Raw genomic sequence first — 12,131 nt, 5'->3', positions numbered from 1 at the left:
GTCAGGCTTGTTTTTCGATCAGATTGCGAACCGCTTTGACGATATCGCCGACATCTTTCAGATTGTTCCAGGCCTCGACTGTATTCATCTCGATCTCGATGCCATAGGCCTCCTCAAGGTCGAAAACGATCTCGGTAAGCTCCAGCGAATGGATGCCAAGCGCGGTCAATTCGGTGTTCAGCGTGATCTCTTCACCATCCGGATCGGCATGCGCCTTGATCTTCTCGATGATTTCGGTAGCGAGTTTGTCCGTCATCGCGTTGGCTTCCTGCAAGGCGTTTCCCCAATTTTGCGGTTGTTCGATCCGCTTGTTTCCCCCGGAACACTCGCTGCCAGCGCGAAACTACCCGGCCAGCCACGGCAAAGAACGCCGAAACTCTATAGAAACTGAAACCTCGCGAAGCAACAAGCGATATCTCGACAAAGCCAATGGAAGCCTTAACGTGGCGAAAGGAGCGCCGCCGCCGACTATTTCATGACAAATCACCTTGCAAATCTTGAACCGCAACGGGTTTCGGCACGGGCCGAGCTTTCGATATCTCATCTCCACGGCCGTCCAAGGCTTTCCCGGCTTTACCAGGAAGGTGCGGCCAAGATCCGCCTGCCGCGCGTCGACGATGGCCCTCTGGAGGCGGTGCTCATCAATACGGCGGGCGGCCTGACCGGCGGCGATCGCCTGCACTGGTCGGTCGATGTCGGGACAATGGCAGCCGCGACAATCACCACGCAGGCCTGCGAGAAGGTCTATCGCGCCGGCGACGGCCGCGCGGAAGTGTCCTGTGGCCTGTCGGTGGGAGCGGGCGGGCGACTCGCCTGGCTGCCGCAGGAGACAATCGTCTTCGAACGGGCCGCGTTTTCCCGCCACCTCGACGCCGATCTCGGAGACGGCGCCGAGGCTCTGATCGTGGAAGCCACCGTGTTCGGCCGCCGGGCAATGGGCGAGGCCGTCGGCCATGCGATGTTCCGCGACCGCTGGCGGATCCGGCGCAACGGGCGGCTGATCCACGCGGAGGATTTCGCAATCGGACCCGATGTGGCCGGAACCTTGTCTCGCGCGGCCGTGACCGGCGGGGACATCGCCGTGGCGACGGTGCTTCTAATTTGCGACGACGCACCGGAACGTCTCGAGGCGGCGCGCGCCATCGTCGGTGACGAGGGCGGGGTGAGCGCCTGGAGCGTCGGACAATCTGGCAAGCTTCTTGCGAGGCTTTTTGCCACGGACAGCTATACGCTGCGCAAGCGGCTTGTGCCGCTGATCGAATTGCTCAACGGGCAGGCAGGCCTGCCCAAAATATGGTCACTTTAGAGACACCCGGACACGCATGAACCTGACGCTGCGCGAAAAAGACAAGCTGCTGGTCGCCATGGCGGCGATCGTCGCCCGCAAAAGACTGGAACGTGGCGTCAAACTCAACCATCCCGAGGCCATAGCGCTGATCACAGACTTTGTCGTGGAGGGCGCCCGCGACGGACGTTCGGTGGCTGAACTGATGGAAGCAGGAGCCCATGTCGTGTCGCGCGATCAGGTCATGGAAGGCATCGCCGAGATGATCCATGATGTGCAGGTCGAGGCAACTTTTCTGGACGGCACCAAGCTGGTGACGGTCCACCAACCGATCAGGTGAGGTAGAAAATGCTGGAACTCAGGCCGAATTGCGAATGCTGCGACAAGGACCTGCCGCCGGCGACGCCGGATGCGATGATCTGCACCTTCGAATGCACCTTCTGCAGCGACTGCGCCGAGAATGTGCTGGGCGGAACGTGCCCCAATTGCGGCGGCGACTTCACGCGCCGGCCGATACGGCCGGCGCGCCTGCTGGCGAAATATCCGGCATCCACCAAACGCGTGCTCAAGGCCGAAGGCTGCACGCCCGCCGGCAAGGCAGCCTGAAAGACGAACTCGGGAGTACGACGACCATGATCAAAAAACTGGCGACAACCATCGTGTTGCTGGGCGCGAGTGTTGCACCGGCCTTCGCCCATCTCGATCCGGCCGAACACGGCTCCTTTGCCGCCGGCCTCTCGCACCCGCTGTTCGGCGTCGACCACATCCTAGCCATGGTTGCCGTCGGCCTCTGGTCGGCGCTTCTGGGCGGCCGTGCCCTGTGGCTCGTGCCGTCGGCCTTTGTCGCCACCATGGCAGTTGGATTCGTTGCCGCGCTGGTGGGAATACCACTGCCTTTCGTCGAGCCGGTGATCCTGGCTTCGGTCGTAGTGATCGGCCTGCTTGCAGCCGCCGCCTTGCGGGTTCCCGCCTCCGCTGGCATGGCAATGGTGGGCTTCTTCGCCCTTTTCCATGGCCACGCGCATGGCGGCGAACTCGGCGCGGCAGGCTCCCTTGCCTTCGGCGTCGGCTTCGTTGTCGCGACAGCGCTGCTTCATGCGGCGGGCGTCGGAATCGGTCTCGGATTCGGCCGTGGGTTCGGCGGCGACGCGGGACGGCTGATCACGCGCGTTGCCGGCGGCGTGACGGCGCTCGGCGGCGTCTGGCTGGCGCTCGGCGCTTGAGGTTTTGGCATGATCCCCGGAGAAGTCATCCCCGCAGAAGGCGCCATCGAGCTCAATGCCGGCGCGCCGACGGTGACGCTGAAGGTTGCCAACACGGGCGACCGGCCTATACAGGTCGGCAGCCACTACCATTTCTTCGAAACCAATGAAGGGTTGCGGTTCGACCGCGAGAAAGCGCGCGGCATGCGCCTCGACATCGCCGCCGGCACGGCCGTGCGTTTCGAGCCCGGGCAGGAGCGCGACGTCACCCTGGTGCCGCTCGGCGGCAAGCGCGAGGTCTACGGCTTTCAGCAAAAGATCATGGGGGAGATCTGAGTGGGCAGGTTGCCGCCGAGAGACCTATTGCGCCGGCTTGGCGGCGGCATAGATGACGATGCCGTTTGTGCCGTCGAAGTCGACCGCAAGCACGTCGCGAAGCAAGACCTGTCGCGAATCGATGGCGTGGTAGAGCATCGCATTGCCTTCGATTTCCTGTCGCAGTTGCGCGACTTCCGCTTCATGCTCCTTGACCTTGGCGTCGATTTCCGGTGGCGGACCGCCCTCGCTTATCGCTGCGTCGGACAGGAAGACGATGTCGACCTTGTCCAGCCTGGAGGTCTTCCGCACGGTGCTGATGTTTTCTCCAGTCTTTTCAATGGCGGCGATCACCTTGTCCGCATCGGCGGAGGCGCGCGCCTCTTCCGCCTTCACATCAGATCCGACGATCTTGTCGACCGTTTCGCTGCTTTGGAGCCCTTGGGCATTTGCCGGAGCAAGAGCCGCTATGAGCAGCACGATTGCAATCGACCGAAGCCTGTAACCCGCAATAATCATCATTCCTTCCCTGCGCCGTCCTTTTTGACGGTCCTTACATCTAGGGACCGAAACGACTCGCGGCCAGCCGAGGTTCCCTTGAAGATGTGGCGAGCCGGCGCGGCGCCGGCCCGCCGAGACAGATCAGCCTGGCTTCTTGGTGATCAGCGTGAGGGCGCCATTGTTGCCCATGCTGGCCGCGATAACCTGCTCAGACGTCAGGCCCTTGGCTTCGAGCGCCGACTTGACCTGTGGCGCCGCGTCGATCGAACTGCGCAATTTCTTAAGGTCGGCATCGCTGCGCTTGGCAACAACATCGTTAACCTGCGCCTGCGCCGCCTCGGGCAGTTCCTTGATGTCGACGATGCTGATCGTGTTGATCGTGGGAGCGCCGCCCGGCGCTTGCGGATTGGCTGGAGCTGTCTGGCTCGGAGGTGTCTGCGCCGGCGTCTGGGCGCTGGCCGCGGTCGCGAAGGCTACGGCCGCGCTGGCCGCGAGAATCGTCAATGTGCGCATGGATATTCCTTTCCGTCGCTTGGAAAACGGTGCGTTCGAACTGCCCCTGCCGCCGCGCCGGGCACCTCATACGTGAAATGGGATCACAAACTGCCGCTCAGCGGGTCATTCCGTGACCATTGCGTGGCGGCAATGTGGTGCGCCGCGGCAAGCCCGCGGCAACCGGGGAGCAATTGTTCATGGTGAAAATAGCTCGCGGCGCCTATGCGCAGATGTTCGGCCCGACCACCGGCGACCGGGTGCGGCTCGCAGATACCGAGCTTTTCATCGAGGTGGAAAAGGACTTCACCGTCTATGGCGAGGAAGTGAAGTTCGGCGGCGGCAAGGTGATCCGCGACGGCATGGGTCAGAGCCAGGTGACGCGCGCCGCCGGCGCCGTCGATACCGTGATCACCAACGCGCTGATCGTCGATGCGACAGGTATCTACAAGGCCGATGTCGGCCTCAAGGGCGGACGCATCGCGGCTATCGGCAAGGCGGGCAACCCGGACACACAGCCGGGCGTCACCATCATCGTCGGCCCCGGCACCGAGATCATCGCCGGCGAGGGAAAAATCCTGACCGCCGGCGGCATGGACGCGCACATCCACTTCATCTGCCCACAGCAGATCGAGGAAGCGCTGATGTCGGGCATCACCACGATGCTTGGCGGCGGCACCGGCCCGGCGCATGGCACGCTGGCCACCACCTGCACGCCGGGGCCGTGGCATATCGCACGCATGATCCAGTCCTTCGATGCCTTCCCGATGAACATCGGCCTCTCGGCCAAGGGCAATGCCTCGCTGCCAGGCGCGCTGGAGGAGATGATACTCGGCGGCGCCTGCGCGCTGAAGTTGCACGAGGACTGGGGCACCACGCCAGCGGCGATCGACTGCTGCCTGTCGGTGGCGGACGACCACGATGTGCAGGTGATGATCCACACCGACACGCTGAACGAGAGCGGTTTCGTCGGGGATACGGTGAGGGCGTTCCGAGGGCGCACGATCCACGCCTTCCACACCGAGGGAGCGGGCGGCGGCCACGCACCCGACATTATCAAGGTCTGCGGCCTGCCCAACGTCATTCCCTCGTCGACAAATCCGACACGGCCCTACACGGTCAACACCATCGCCGAGCATCTCGACATGCTGATGGTGTGCCACCATCTGTCGCCATCGATCCCCGAGGACATCGCTTTCGCCGAGAGCCGCATCCGCAAGGAGACCATCGCGGCGGAAGATATTCTCCACGACATCGGCGCCTTCTCGATCATTTCATCGGACAGCCAGGCGATGGGGCGTGTTGGCGAGGTGGCGATCCGCACCTGGCAGACCGCCGACAAGATGAAACGCCAGCGCGGCAGCCTTGCCCAGGAAACCGGCGACAACGACAACTTCCGCGTGCGCCGCTACATCGCCAAATACACGATCAACCCGGCGATCGCGCATGGGCTGTCGAAGGAAATCGGTTCGATCGAGGTCGGCAAGCGAGCTGACCTCGTGTTGTGGAATCCAGCCTTTTTCGGCGTCAAACCCGATATGGTGCTGATCGGCGGCATGATCGCCGCCGCCCCGATGGGCGACCCGAACGCCTCGATCCCGACGCCGCAGCCGGTGCATTACCGACCGATGTTCGGCGCCTATGGCAAGGCGATCACCAATTCGTCCGTCACCTTCGTCTCGAAGGCAGCGCTCGATGCCGGGCTGCGCGAAAAGATCGGGGTCGACAAGCAAATGCTGGCGGTCGAAAATACCCGGGGCGGCATCGGCAAGCGTTCCATGGTGCTGAACGATGCGACCCCGCATGTCGAGGTGGATCCGGAAACCTACGAAGTGCGCGCCGACGGCGAACTGCTGACCTGCCCTCCGGCGACTGTGCTGCCGATGGCGCAGCGATATTTTTTGTTCTAGCTGGGATATCCCGATGACCGCATCCTGGCAGTTCTGGGCCTTGCTTTCGGCTTGTTTTGCCGCACTGACTGCGATTTTCGCGAAGGTCGGCGTCGAGAATGTCAACTCCGACTTCGCGACGTTCGTGCGCACCGTCGTCATCCTGGCAGCACTTGGCGCCATCCTGTTCGCAACAGGCCAATGGCAGGCGCCGGCCTCGGTATCGGGCCGCACCTATCTGTTCCTGGTGCTGTCGGGCCTCGCCACTGGCGCCTCATGGATCTGCTACTTCCGCGCGCTGAAGCTCGGCGATGCCGCCCGTGTCGCGCCCCTCGACAAGCTGAGCGTCGTGCTCGTCGCAGTATTCGGCGTGGCATTCCTCGGCGAGAAACTGTCGATGGCTGACTGGCTGGGCGTTCTGATGATCGCCGGTGGCGTGATCCTGCTGACCACCAGGATCTGGTCTTAGAGGGCAAGGCGCGGTGGTTTTCCCACCCGTTCCGGGCTAGCGTAGGGCAACAATTTTCAGGGAGCTTTGAAGCATGTACCAGGCCGTGGGTTCACCAGGTTCGCGCGTCAGCCGCGTCTTGTGGATGCTGGAGGAACTCGACGCGCCCTACGAGTTCGTTAAAGTCGGCTTGAAATCGCCGGAACTGTATGCGCTCAACCCATCGGGCAAATCTCCGGTGCTGGTCGACGGCGATGTCGTGGTGACGGACTCGGCGGCGATCTGCGTCTATCTCGCCGACAGGCATCCGGAGAAGGGCATGGGCACGGCGCCTGGCTGCGCCGGCCGCGCCGAGATGGACGGCTGGATGCATTTCGCCCAATCGGAGCTGGAAGCGCCCTTGTGGAACAAGCTGCGGCATCGCTTCCTCTTGCCCAAGGACGTGCGTGTCGATGTCGGGCCCGCGGCCGCTTATGATTTCGCCAGCGAGGTTGAGACGCTGGGGCGTCGCCTCGGCGAACGCAAATACGCGCTCGGCGACCGCTTCAGCGCCGTCGATGTGCTGCTCGGCGACATGGGAGCCTGGGCCCGCGCCGGCAAGTTCAAGGTCGAATCCGACGTCGTGAATGCCTATTTCGATCGCGTTCTGTCGCGCCCCGCCCGCGCCAGGGCAGACGCCAAGGGAGCGAAATGATGTTCCAGACAATCCATGAAATTTGCAGGGCCTGCGCATGAAACTCGACCTCAACACCGACTTCACCAAACTGGCGCGTGCGACGTCAGTCCTGCCCGCTGGCGAAGCCAAAGCCTCAGCTCCGGACGGCGCAGCACTGCTTGCCCATGACGAACGGCACTTGCGCCGGCGTGTGATCGAACTTGCCGGCGGCGGCAAGCTTCTGGTTGACCTGCTTGCGCCGGTGGCCCTGATCCACGGCGACCGGTTGCTGCTTGAAGACGGACGGCAGATCGAGATCATCGCCGCCAATGAAGAGGTTTACGACATTCGCGCTCGCGACGGCGTGCACCTCGCTGAACTCGCCTGGCATATCGGCAACCGGCATCTCGCCGCGCAGATCGAGCCCGCACGCATCCTCATCCTGCGCGACCATGTGATCAAGGCAATGCTGGAAGGCCTCGGCGCAACGGTGACCGATGTCCTTGAGCCTTTTTCGCCCGTGCGTGGCGCCTATTCCGGGCACGACCATGGTCATGGTCATGATCATGGGCACGGCGAGCGCGACCGGTACGGTCGCCTGCCGGGTGATCCGCATTACGGCCACAACCATGCCTGAGAGCCGGCCCAATCCGCGCCTGCTGCGGTTGATGGCGTGGCTCTCGCCGGCCTTTCCGGTAGGCGGTTTCAGCTACAGCCATGGGCTCGAACGCGCCGCCCATGACGGGCTCGTGCATGACCCGGAAAGCCTCGAGGACTGGCTGGTTCAGCTCACCGAAATCGGATCGGGCTGGAACGACGCGGTTCTGTTCGCCGAAAGCTGGCGGTTGGCCCGGCAAGACGGCGATGTCGTGGCGGTTGCGGAACTGGCGGAGGCCCTGGCCGGTTCGCGGGAGCGCCATGCCGAAACAATGCTGCTCGGCGCGGCATTCCTGAAAGCCGCGGCCGCATGGCCGCAGCCTGGCCTTGCCGATCTTCCACCCGACTGCCCTTATTGCGTCGCGGTCGGAGCAACCGCCGGCGCGCACGGTATCAACCTCGATGACGCGCTGTCGGCATTCCTGCAAGGCTTTGCGTCGAACCTCATCCAAGCGGCGATCCGGCTTGGGGTGACCGGTCAAAGCGGCGCGGTCGCGATAATGGCCAGCCTGGAGCCGCTGCTTCTTGAAACCGCATCCCGTGCCGCCGGCTCGACTCTCGACGATCTCGGTTCGGCGACCGTGATGTCCGACATCATGGCCATGAAACACGAAACCCAATATTCGAGGCTGTTCCGCTCATGACATCCAAAAACGGCCCATTACGTGTCGGCATCGGCGGCCCGGTAGGCTCCGGCAAGACGACGCTGACCGAGAAGCTCTGCAAGGCCATGCGCGACGAATTCTCCATCGCCGTCGTCACCAACGACATCTACACCAAGGAAGACGCGATGATGCTGGCGCGGCTCCAGGCCTTGCCGGAAGAGCGCATCTTGGGTGTCGAAACCGGCGGCTGCCCGCATACGGCGATCCGCGAGGATGCCTCGATCAATCTCCAGGCGATCGCCGAAATGAACCGCAAATTCCCGGATCTCGACATCGTCTTCATCGAATCCGGTGGCGACAACCTGGCCGCGACGTTTTCGCCCGATCTGGCAGACCTGACGCTTTATGTCATCTCGGTCTGCCAGGGTGAGGAAATCCCGCGCAAGGGCGGCCCCGGCATCACGCGGTCGGATTTCCTGGTCATCAACAAGAGCGACTTGGCGCCCTATGTGAACGTCAACCTCGACGTGATGGAAAGTGACGCGGGCAGGATGCGGGGAAAACGGCCTTTCGTCTTCACAGACCTGTCACGCGGCAAGGGATTGACCGAAATCGTCGACTTCATCGTCAAGAATGGCGGCTTGCGGCTGGACCAGCGGAAATCCGCCTGACTGTCCGGTTGCCGGATTGCCCAGCCGGTGCCGACGCGGCATTCTCGCTCCGGCAGCTAGGGAGGAACCGGCCGATGAGCATAACCCAGCTCAAGAAAGACATGCTGACCAACCTGCCGTTCTACGAAGAGCGCGTCGATCTTGCCTGCGCCTTCCGCTGGACGGCGCGGCTCAACATGCACGAGGCGGTGGCCAACCATTTTTCGCTGGCGGTCAACGATGACGGCTCGCAGTTTCTGATGAACCCGAACCAGGTGCATTTCTCGCGCATAAAGGCGAGCGACCTGCTGCTGATCGACGCCAACGACCCGGAGACGATGGCCCGTCCGGGCGCGCCGGACCCGACCGCCTGGGGCCTGCATGGCGCAGTCCATCGCAATTGCCTGCATGCGCGCTGCGTCATGCATGTGCACTCGATCCATGCGACGGTGCTAGCCTCCCTCGCCGACTCGACACTGCCGCCGATCGACCAGAATTCTGCGATGTTCTTCAACCGCCATGTGGTCGACGGCCAATATGGCGGCCTGGCTTTCGAGGAGGAGGGGGAACGCTGCTCGCAGCTTCTCGCCGATCCCAAGGTGAAGGTCATGGTTATGGGCAATCACGGCGTGCTGGTGATCGGCGACAGCGTCGCCGACACATTCAACCGGCTCTATTATTTTGAGCGTGCCTGCGAAACCTACATCAAGGCCTTGTGGACCGGCCGACCGCTGCGGACACTCTCCGACGAAGTCGCGGAGAAGACGGCGAGCGAGATGGACGACTATCCCGGCCAGGCCGAACGGCATCTGGCCGAGCTCAAGGCCATTCTGGACGAGCAGGAGCCGGCATACCGCAATTAGTTGGAAGTCGCTCGGCCAGAAGAGAGGCTTCAGCTGCGCTTGCGGCCGTAAAGTTCCAGCCGGTGGTGAACGATATCGTAGCCCAGCTGTCGGGCAATTTCATTCTGCAGCTGCTCGATCCGGTCCGACTTGAATTCGATGACGTCACCGGTATCGATGTCGATCAGATGGTCGTGATGCTCACCGCCGGCCTGTTCGAAACGCGACGGTCCACCCTCGAACGCATGTCGGTGGATGGCGCCGATCCCCTCAAGCAGCTTCATCGTCCGGTAGACGGTCGACAGCGAAATGCTGCTGTCGATGGCGACGGCCCGCCGGAAAATCTCCAGCGCGTCGGGGTGGTCCTCCGACTCGGTCAGAATGCCAACGATGATGCGGCGCGGCCGGGTTATGCGGATGCCGGCGCGGCGCAGCTCCTCCTCGTAATTCGGCTTGTGAATCACTGTCTTGGTCATGCGCCGAATATGCGCCAGATGACCAAGGGTTGCAAAAGAAACGCGCATGCCAGGCTGCGTCGGATCGCTCCCCCGAGAAGCCACAGCCGGTGGAGGCGCTATTGAACTGGCCGGATCGTCATGGGATGCTGGCTGCAAAGGCAGAATGATGCCGGCTTCGAATCAGACCCCACAAATCGACATCAACGGGGCGGACGGGATGGGAAACCCAAGCAGGATCGAGCCGAGCGAACCGGCTCGAAAGGGACGGAAGAGCATCGTCAACGTGCTGCCGCTTGCCTTGGTGCGCGCGCGCGAAAGCGTGATGCTGCCGTTCCGCAACTTGCTGCGGCGCTACGATTTGACCGAACCGCAATTCCGGGTGCTGCGCACCGTCGCCGAACTCGCGGATATCGAGCTGACCGAGCTCTCACGCGTCACCGCGCTTTTGATGCCGTCGCTGTCGCGCATCGTGCGCGAACTCGAAGTCAGGGGCTACATGCTACGGCAGGCCGATACGCACGACATGCGACGCACCCTGGTCCGGTTGACGGATCGCGGCCACCGGCTGGTCGACATCGTGCTTCCGGATTGCGAAACCGTCTATGTGGCAATCAAGAAGACGATGAGCGCCGAGAAGCTCAAGCTGCTGCAAAGCCTTTTGCTGGAATTCGAAACCAAGCTCGCTTATCTCGACGTTTCGTTCAGTGAAAAGCATCTTCCAAGTGCCGACGCCATCGCCATCACACCACCAAAACAGCGCGGCCGCCCGCCGAAACGCCCGGATTGAGGCGGCGCGGCTTTCATCGAATCGCGCAGCGACATCGGCTTGTCGCGGGGTGACAATCCGGAGCCGATCAGCCATGCCACGGTTCAATGTCGTTGCAGCCATGCGGAGCCTGCCAATTGCCGGGTGATCTGAAAAACATCATCATCGTTGGAAGCGGTCACGCGGGCGTCGAACTCGCCTCCGCACTACGCCATCGCGGTTTCGACGGTTCGATCACCATCGTCGGCGACGAGCCGGACCTGCCTTATCAGCGGCCACCGCTCTCCAAGGAATTCCTGAAAGGCCCGGACGATGCCGGACTGCCTTTGAAGGGCGAAGCCTTCTTCCCCGCCAACAGCATCACACTGAGGCTCGGCGAGCGAGCCAAACACATCGACCGGGACAACCGCGAAATCGTGCTCGATGACGACAACCGACTTGCCTACGATCACCTGATCCTGGCCACTGGCGCACGCAATCGAATCCCCCCTATTCCCGGTCTCGACCACCCGTCGATCCTCGAACTCAGGACACTGGAGAACGCGCGCCTGCTCAACGAGCGCCTCGCCTCGCTCACCCATGTCACCGTCGTCGGCGGCGGCTTCATCGGCCTGGAAGTCGCCGGCCTGCTGCGCGCCCGCGATATCGCCGTCGACCTGGTCGAGTCAACGTCGGTGCTCATGGGCCGCGTACTATCGAGCCCGATGTCGGCGTGGTTCCGCTCCTTCCATGAGCAGCTGGGGACGAAGCTTCATTTCGAAACCCTGGTGCAGGGCGTGCATCGCGACGGCGCGCATACAGAGGTTCGGCTGTCGAACGGCCGGCATTTCCAAACCGACTCAATCCTGATCGCCGCCGGCATCATGCCCAATGCCGAGCTTGCGGCCGAAGCCGGACTTTCCGTCGACAACGGTATCGTGGTCGACGAGCTGCTTGTCACCGGCGATGCCGCTATCTCCGCGATGGGCGACTGCGCCGCTTATCCAAACGTCTTCACGGGCGGCATGGCGCGGCTGGAATCGGTGCAGAATGCGGTCGACCAGGCGCGTTGCATCGCCGCGCGGCTGACCGGCGAAGCCAAACCTTATGACGGTTTCCCATGGTTCTGGTCAAATCAGGGCAGCGCGCGGCTGCAGATCGCCGGCCTATCCAACGGCCATGACGGCACGGTCCTGCGCGGCGATCCCGAAAGCGGCAAGTTTTCGATCTTCCTCTACCGCGGCGACCGCCTGATCGCCGTGGAAAGCGTCAACGCCGCGGCCGACCATATGATGGCACGGCGGCTCCTGGCCGCGCATCGCTCGGTTCCGAAGGCGGTCGCGGCCGATCCGGCCGCGAACCTCAAGGAACTGATCTAGCCTGCCGG

General features: G+C 63.0%; 18 protein-coding genes. 14 read left to right on the top strand and 4 right to left on the bottom strand.

The window, feature by feature from the left end; translation table 11 throughout:
- Nucleotide 1 precedes the first annotated feature (1 nt).
- Nucleotides 2–256, bottom strand: coding sequence for an acyl carrier protein (locus F3H98_RS09890; protein WP_149759972.1), 255 nt, complete (start codon nucleotides 254–256; stop codon nucleotides 2–4).
- Between the two features lie 219 nt (nucleotides 257–475).
- On the opposite strand from F3H98_RS09890, the gene F3H98_RS09885 reads away from it, so the two are divergent.
- The 5 genes from F3H98_RS09885 to F3H98_RS09865 are packed head-to-tail and all read left to right on the top strand — an operon-like array spanning nucleotide 476 to nucleotide 2,823.
- A complete protein-coding gene (locus tag F3H98_RS09885) occupies nucleotides 476–1,306 on the top strand; it encodes an urease accessory protein UreD (protein WP_149759971.1) in 831 nt (276 codons plus the stop codon).
- Between the two features lie 16 nt (nucleotides 1,307–1,322).
- Nucleotides 1,323–1,625, top strand: a complete 303-nt coding sequence (locus F3H98_RS09880; RefSeq protein WP_149759970.1) for an urease subunit gamma — start codon at nucleotides 1,323–1,325, stop codon at nucleotides 1,623–1,625.
- Nucleotides 1,626–1,633: 8 nt separating this feature from the next.
- On the top strand, nucleotides 1,634–1,891 hold the full coding sequence (locus F3H98_RS09875) for a DUF1272 domain-containing protein (protein ID WP_149759969.1): 258 nt from the start codon (nucleotides 1,634–1,636) through the stop codon (nucleotides 1,889–1,891).
- 26 nt (nucleotides 1,892–1,917) lie between these two features.
- Nucleotides 1,918–2,508 carry a HupE/UreJ family protein gene (locus F3H98_RS09870; protein ID WP_149759968.1) on the top strand — a complete coding sequence of 197 codons (591 nt, stop codon included), beginning with the start codon at nucleotides 1,918–1,920 and terminating at the stop codon, nucleotides 2,506–2,508.
- A 9-nt stretch (nucleotides 2,509–2,517) separates the two neighbouring features.
- Complete coding sequence (locus F3H98_RS09865) at nucleotides 2,518–2,823, top strand: urease subunit beta (protein ID WP_149759967.1); 306 nt, start codon at nucleotides 2,518–2,520, stop codon at nucleotides 2,821–2,823.
- A gap of 24 nt (nucleotides 2,824–2,847) precedes the next feature.
- Here the strand turns inward: F3H98_RS09865 and F3H98_RS09860 are convergent, their stop codons facing one another.
- On the bottom strand, nucleotides 2,848–3,324 hold the full coding sequence (locus tag F3H98_RS09860) for a hypothetical protein (RefSeq protein ID WP_425294827.1): 477 nt from the start codon (nucleotides 3,322–3,324) through the stop codon (nucleotides 2,848–2,850).
- Between the two features lie 120 nt (nucleotides 3,325–3,444).
- Nucleotides 3,445–3,816 carry a hypothetical protein gene (locus F3H98_RS09855; protein ID WP_149759966.1) on the bottom strand — a complete coding sequence of 124 codons (372 nt, stop codon included), beginning with the start codon at nucleotides 3,814–3,816 and terminating at the stop codon, nucleotides 3,445–3,447.
- 179 nt (nucleotides 3,817–3,995) lie between these two features.
- On the opposite strand from F3H98_RS09855, the gene ureC reads away from it, so the two are divergent.
- From ureC to F3H98_RS09820, 7 genes are all read left to right on the top strand, one after another.
- Nucleotides 3,996–5,705, top strand: coding sequence for an urease subunit alpha (gene ureC / locus F3H98_RS09850; RefSeq protein WP_149759965.1), 1,710 nt, complete (start codon nucleotides 3,996–3,998; stop codon nucleotides 5,703–5,705).
- A 13-nt stretch (nucleotides 5,706–5,718) separates the two neighbouring features.
- On the top strand, nucleotides 5,719–6,153 hold the full coding sequence (locus tag F3H98_RS09845) for an EamA family transporter (protein WP_149759964.1): 435 nt from the start codon (nucleotides 5,719–5,721) through the stop codon (nucleotides 6,151–6,153).
- A 73-nt stretch (nucleotides 6,154–6,226) separates the two neighbouring features.
- Nucleotides 6,227–6,826: a glutathione S-transferase family protein gene (locus tag F3H98_RS09840; protein ID WP_149759963.1), complete on the top strand. Its 600-nt coding sequence runs from the start codon at nucleotides 6,227–6,229 to the stop codon at nucleotides 6,824–6,826.
- Nucleotides 6,827–6,863: 37 nt separating this feature from the next.
- A complete protein-coding gene (gene ureE / locus F3H98_RS09835) occupies nucleotides 6,864–7,424 on the top strand; it encodes an urease accessory protein UreE (RefSeq protein WP_149759962.1) in 561 nt (186 codons plus the stop codon).
- Nucleotides 7,348–8,088: an urease accessory protein UreF gene (locus F3H98_RS09830; protein ID WP_149760041.1), complete on the top strand. Its 741-nt coding sequence runs from the start codon at nucleotides 7,348–7,350 to the stop codon at nucleotides 8,086–8,088. Before ureE ends, F3H98_RS09830 begins: the two co-directional genes overlap by 77 nt.
- A complete protein-coding gene (gene ureG / locus F3H98_RS09825; protein WP_149759961.1) occupies nucleotides 8,085–8,720 on the top strand; it encodes an urease accessory protein UreG in 636 nt (211 codons plus the stop codon). Before F3H98_RS09830 ends, ureG begins: the two co-directional genes overlap by 4 nt.
- A 74-nt stretch (nucleotides 8,721–8,794) precedes the next feature.
- Nucleotides 8,795–9,562, top strand: coding sequence for a class II aldolase and adducin N-terminal domain-containing protein (locus F3H98_RS09820; protein WP_149759960.1), 768 nt, complete (start codon nucleotides 8,795–8,797; stop codon nucleotides 9,560–9,562).
- A gap of 29 nt (nucleotides 9,563–9,591) precedes the next feature.
- Here F3H98_RS09820 and F3H98_RS09815 read toward each other — a convergent pair whose 3' ends face one another.
- Nucleotides 9,592–10,017: a ferric uptake regulation protein gene (locus F3H98_RS09815; protein WP_149759959.1), complete on the bottom strand. Its 426-nt coding sequence runs from the start codon at nucleotides 10,015–10,017 to the stop codon at nucleotides 9,592–9,594.
- Nucleotides 10,018–10,216: 199 nt separating this feature from the next.
- Here F3H98_RS09815 and F3H98_RS09810 point away from each other — a divergent pair, with 199 nt between their 5' ends.
- Nucleotides 10,217–10,786 carry a MarR family transcriptional regulator gene (locus F3H98_RS09810; RefSeq protein ID WP_188130379.1) on the top strand — a complete coding sequence of 190 codons (570 nt, stop codon included), beginning with the start codon at nucleotides 10,217–10,219 and terminating at the stop codon, nucleotides 10,784–10,786.
- A gap of 116 nt (nucleotides 10,787–10,902) precedes the next feature.
- Nucleotides 10,903–12,123, top strand: coding sequence for an NAD(P)/FAD-dependent oxidoreductase (locus F3H98_RS09805; protein ID WP_188130378.1), 1,221 nt, complete (start codon nucleotides 10,903–10,905; stop codon nucleotides 12,121–12,123).
- Nucleotides 12,124–12,131 lie beyond the last annotated feature (8 nt).

It is taken from the genome of Neomesorhizobium albiziae (assembly GCF_900114255.1).
Lineage (GTDB): Bacteria > Pseudomonadota > Alphaproteobacteria > Rhizobiales > Rhizobiaceae > Neomesorhizobium > Neomesorhizobium albiziae.
Note: the sequence above shows the minus strand (reverse complement) of the source record. Positions and strands in the feature narration are given on the sequence as shown.

Excerpts from the sequence above, each read along its gene's own strand:
- F3H98_RS09890 (WP_149759972.1), bottom strand. The coding sequence starts at position 256 with ATGACGGACAAACTCGCTACCGAAATCATCGAGAAGATCAAGGCGCAT.
- F3H98_RS09885 (WP_149759971.1), top strand. The coding sequence starts at position 476 with ATGACAAATCACCTTGCAAATCTTGAACCGCAACGGGTTTCGGCACGG.
- F3H98_RS09880 (WP_149759970.1), top strand. The coding sequence starts at position 1,323 with ATGAACCTGACGCTGCGCGAAAAAGACAAGCTGCTGGTCGCCATGGCG.
- F3H98_RS09875 (WP_149759969.1), top strand. The coding sequence starts at position 1,634 with ATGCTGGAACTCAGGCCGAATTGCGAATGCTGCGACAAGGACCTGCCG.
- F3H98_RS09870 (WP_149759968.1), top strand. The coding sequence starts at position 1,918 with ATGATCAAAAAACTGGCGACAACCATCGTGTTGCTGGGCGCGAGTGTT.
- F3H98_RS09865 (WP_149759967.1), top strand. The coding sequence starts at position 2,518 with ATGATCCCCGGAGAAGTCATCCCCGCAGAAGGCGCCATCGAGCTCAAT.
- F3H98_RS09860 (WP_425294827.1), bottom strand. The coding sequence starts at position 3,324 with ATGATGATTATTGCGGGTTACAGGCTTCGGTCGATTGCAATCGTGCTG.
- F3H98_RS09855 (WP_149759966.1), bottom strand. The coding sequence starts at position 3,816 with ATGCGCACATTGACGATTCTCGCGGCCAGCGCGGCCGTAGCCTTCGCG.
- ureC (WP_149759965.1), top strand. The coding sequence starts at position 3,996 with ATGGTGAAAATAGCTCGCGGCGCCTATGCGCAGATGTTCGGCCCGACC.
- F3H98_RS09845 (WP_149759964.1), top strand. The coding sequence starts at position 5,719 with ATGACCGCATCCTGGCAGTTCTGGGCCTTGCTTTCGGCTTGTTTTGCC.
- F3H98_RS09840 (WP_149759963.1), top strand. The coding sequence starts at position 6,227 with ATGTACCAGGCCGTGGGTTCACCAGGTTCGCGCGTCAGCCGCGTCTTG.
- ureE (WP_149759962.1), top strand. The coding sequence starts at position 6,864 with ATGAAACTCGACCTCAACACCGACTTCACCAAACTGGCGCGTGCGACG.
- F3H98_RS09830 (WP_149760041.1), top strand. The coding sequence starts at position 7,348 with ATGATCATGGGCACGGCGAGCGCGACCGGTACGGTCGCCTGCCGGGTG.
- ureG (WP_149759961.1), top strand. The coding sequence starts at position 8,085 with ATGACATCCAAAAACGGCCCATTACGTGTCGGCATCGGCGGCCCGGTA.
- F3H98_RS09820 (WP_149759960.1), top strand. The coding sequence starts at position 8,795 with ATGAGCATAACCCAGCTCAAGAAAGACATGCTGACCAACCTGCCGTTC.
- F3H98_RS09815 (WP_149759959.1), bottom strand. The coding sequence starts at position 10,017 with ATGACCAAGACAGTGATTCACAAGCCGAATTACGAGGAGGAGCTGCGC.
- F3H98_RS09810 (WP_188130379.1), top strand. The coding sequence starts at position 10,217 with ATGGGAAACCCAAGCAGGATCGAGCCGAGCGAACCGGCTCGAAAGGGA.